Source organism: Pseudomonas sp. PDM13, assembly GCF_025685765.1.
Lineage (GTDB): Bacteria > Pseudomonadota > Gammaproteobacteria > Pseudomonadales > Pseudomonadaceae > Metapseudomonas > Metapseudomonas solani.
In genome coordinates this window covers 166,021-169,584 of the sequence record NZ_JAOTQU010000015.1, presented here as the reverse complement: position 1 = coordinate 169,584, position 3,564 = coordinate 166,021, and the positions used below count along the sequence as shown (strand labels likewise).

General features: G+C 61.1%; 2 protein-coding genes and 1 pseudogene. All 3 read right to left on the bottom strand.

Annotated elements, in window-relative coordinates; genetic code table 11:
• Positions 1-356 precede the first annotated feature (356 nt).
• Positions 357-499: pseudogene (locus OEJ36_RS16990) on the bottom strand (6-pyruvoyl trahydropterin synthase family protein); the annotation flags it as partial.
• A gap of 157 nt (positions 500-656) precedes the next feature.
• Positions 657-2,594 carry a type II secretion system secretin GspD gene (gene gspD, locus OEJ36_RS16985; RefSeq protein WP_263402507.1) on the bottom strand — a complete coding sequence of 646 codons (1,938 nt, stop codon included), beginning with the start codon at positions 2,592-2,594 and terminating at the stop codon, positions 657-659.
• Positions 2,595-2,607: 13 nt separating this feature from the next.
• A complete protein-coding gene (locus OEJ36_RS16980) occupies positions 2,608-3,279 on the bottom strand; it encodes a type II secretion system protein N (RefSeq protein WP_263402506.1) in 672 nt (223 codons plus the stop codon).
• Positions 3,280-3,564: the final 285 nt, after the last annotated feature.

The window sequence follows — 3,564 nt, the reverse complement described above, 5'->3', positions numbered from 1 at the left end:
CGATCTTCGTAAGAAGGTCGGGGGTTTGACTTTGTGCTGTGGAAAAGTTGGCGAGCAATGTGCAGTGCTCGCGATACCCGCTTGAGGCAACACTGGTCCAGCCAGGGTGCAATGGGACGGCTTGCCAGGGTGACTTGTAGGGGCGACTTCAGTCGCCAAGCAGGCCGAAGGGCTGCCATGCCTAGGAGCCTCGCTGCAGCCGATCCCGTTATTTCCGCTGAGCCGAAGAGCCCCCGGACTGAAGTCCGGGCTACATCCGGTCCACGCCCGACTAAACAGGCGATATGATCGGCAGGATCTACGCGCAACAAAAAGGCCACCCTAGGGTGGCCTTTTGCATTTGCGCAGGAGAAGAATCAGTCGCCGCGGTACTCGCAGCCACTGGTGCAGGTCTCATGGATGCGCACGCGGCTGAGGTCGGGTAGCAGCGGCTTGAGCTGTTGCCAGATCCACTTGGCGAGCACTTCGCTGGTGGGTTCTCCAGGCCAGGAGTGTCGTGCCTTGGCTGCCCAGTGCGCCCGGGTTCAGGCGTGGTTCCCATGCGCTTGCGCGAAGCCCATATACCCCCCGCCAGCTCTGCGGCATTCCGGAGAGCCTCAACAGCCGCCCAACAAAAAGCCACCCGAAGGTGGCTCTATATGAACCGTCAATCCCTGCTACTGCGGCGGCAGCGGTACGGCTTTGATCTTCAGCTCCTTCTCCGCGCTGTTGATGCGCTCCGGCAGCGTGGGCACGCCCTTGGCGATGTCCTGGTCGGCATAGCGAAGCTGGCGTTCCCGGATGAAGTTGTACTTGCCTTCGGTCAACTGGTCGGCGTGGTCGAAGTCGTTGATGATGGTGGGCTTGATGAACACCATCAGGTTCTTCTTGTTCACTTCCTTGCGATCGCTGCGGAACAGCTGGCCAATGATGGGGATCTTGCCCAGGAAGGGCACCTTGTCGCCCGAATCCCTCACCTCATCCGAGATGAGTCCGCCCAGTACCAAGGTCATGTTGTCCTTGATCAGCACCCGCGTTTCCACCGAGCGCTTGTTGGTCACGATGTCGGCCGCGCTGGTGTCGTTGGTGACGCTGGAAATCTCCTGATAGACGTTCAGGGTCACCGAGTCCCCTTCGTTGATCTGCGGTTTGATCTTCAGGGTGATACCCACGTCCTGGCGCTCGATGGTCTGGAACGGGTTGGTGGACGGGTTCGAGGCGCTGGTCGAGCTGCCGGTCACGAAGGGCACGTTCTGGCCGACCACGATCTTGCCTTCCTCGTTGTCGAGGGTGACCAGGTTCGGGGTGGACAGGATGTTCATCGAGTCATCGGTGGACAGCGTGCGGATCAGCGCCCTCAGCGAGCCGTTGCTGTAGAAGCCCAGGCTCAACCCGGCATCCAGTTTGGGAGGGGTGCCACCGGGGAAGGTGTCGACCGTATTGCCCTTGAGCGAAGACTTGAAGCCGCCGTAGAAACCGTCACCGCCAATGGCCCCATCCGAGGTCTTCCACTGCACACCCAGCTCGTTGACCTTGTTGTCCGAGACCTCGACTATCACCGCCTCCACCAGCACCTGTGCACGACGGATATCCAGCCGCTGCACCACGCCCTCTACGGTCTTCATGATCGCCGGTGGCGCGCTGATCACCAGGGCATTGGTGGTGTCGTTGGCCTGGATGGAAATCTCCGCCCCGCTGATGCCCACATCCTTGTCCTGCTTCTGCAGGCTGGTGGCCACGTTCTGCAGAATCTGTGCGACTTCCGAAGCCTTCAGGTAATGCAGGTAGATCACCTGGGTGTCGCGGATGATGTTCCCCGGGCGATCCAGATTGGCGAGCACATCGCGCAACTGCTGGCGTTTGCTCGGGTCACCGGAGATCAGGATGCTGTTGGTGCGCTCGTCCACCGACACGTTCATCTTGCTCGAACCCTCGGCGCCGCCACCCTGGGGCACCAGGGTGCCAAGCATGCTCGACAGCTCCTTGGCATTGGCGAACTTCAGCGGGATCACATCGATCTCGAACTGGCCGGCGCGGTCGATCTCCGAGATCAGCTTCAGCAGCTGGCTGATGTTCGAAGCCCGGTCGGAAATGATCAGCGCATTGCTATCGGGGTACGCCGCCAGATGCCCCACCTGCGGCACCATCGGCCGCAGGATGTTCACCAGCTGCGTCGCCGGCACGTGCTGCGTGCGGATCACCCGCACCACCTGCTGGTCATCGTTCAGCTTGTCGTCGTCCACCAGCGGCACGCCGCTCTGCTTGGCATTCGCGTCGGGAATCACCTTCACCGCGCTTTCCGACTCGATGGCGGAGAAGCCGTGCACCTGCAGCACCGAGAGGAACACCCGGTAGGCCTCTTCCGGCTTCATCGACTCGTTGGAAATGACCGTCACCTTGCCGGTCACCCGTGGGTCGATGATGAAATTCTTGCCGGTCGTCTTGGCGATCCACTCGATGAAGGAGCGGATGTTGGTGTCCTGCATGTTGATCTTCACATCGCTGGACGCCGCAGGCGCCTCGGCCGCTACCGGTTTTTCATCGGCGTGGGCCAGGGTGAAGGGGAAGAGCAGGCACAGGCTGAGCAATAGGCACGACGGGGCTCTGGTGGACACTTCCATTACTCGACTACTTGTTCTGCGCGAGTTTGCGCTGAATGTATTGCTGATAAGCGGTGGGCACACCCTGGCTCACAGGTACCGGCTCCGCCACGGCGGGCAGCGAGCTGGCCAGGGTGTCGGTCACCGGTTCGATGTTCTGGGCAACGGGCATGGGCATCGGGCTTTCCGGCGCGGGGCTGGCCCCCGGTATATCGCCATAGCCGCGGAAGGTGATCTGTTCCAGCTTGCCGTTGCGCTTCAGCGTGATCCGGTGGCTCTCGATGCGCTGCACGGCAATGCCGGGGCGGACTTCTTCCCCGGGCTTGAGAATGAGGGTGCGATCGCCGTCTTCCAGGATCGCCGTGCTCTCTTCGGCCGGGACCACGAAGAAAATCGCCGAAACCTGCAGGTCCAGGTTGCTTTCAGGCAGCTTCTCGAGCGCCTCGGCGGCCACGGACTCGGCATCGGCGCTGGAACCGAACAAACCGAGCAGGCCTTTGCCGAGTTGCGTCGGGCCATCCTGCGGGCTGGGCTCGTTCGCCTCGGTGGGCGCGAGTACCGGCGCTTGCAGGGCAGCTCGAAGCTGCAGGCCTTGCCACACGAGGGCGGCGAGCACGAGGAGGAAACACAGGGAGAGCGCCGACAGCTTGACTGAGCGAATGCCCGCGAGCCGGGTCAGCGTGTGAAGTATGGTGGCCATGGACTCTTCCCTGTAATGGCGCGGCAATACTATCGGTTGCCCTAACGGGTGCAAAGCCGGGTCAGGACGGGTGGTGGCACATGATGGCGTTCTTTGATGTCGATCACGTTCCCCACCGTTTATGCCCGTTCGGCATTTGTATCTGGCTTGAAATAAGATTTTTCCGTGTATAGCATTCTGCCACTGGAAAGGCTAAGGCTATCGAATTCCTACGCCTTTATAAGCAAAGTAAATGGAACTTTCCCCAAGATGCTGCAAGGATGCCGCCATACAGGGTTTCGTCGG

What these genes read in the sequence shown, in the direction of transcription:
- OEJ36_RS16980 (WP_263402506.1), bottom strand. Translation starts at nt 3,279, where the DNA reads ATGGCCACCATACTTCACACGCTGACCCGGCTCGCGGGCATTCGCTCA.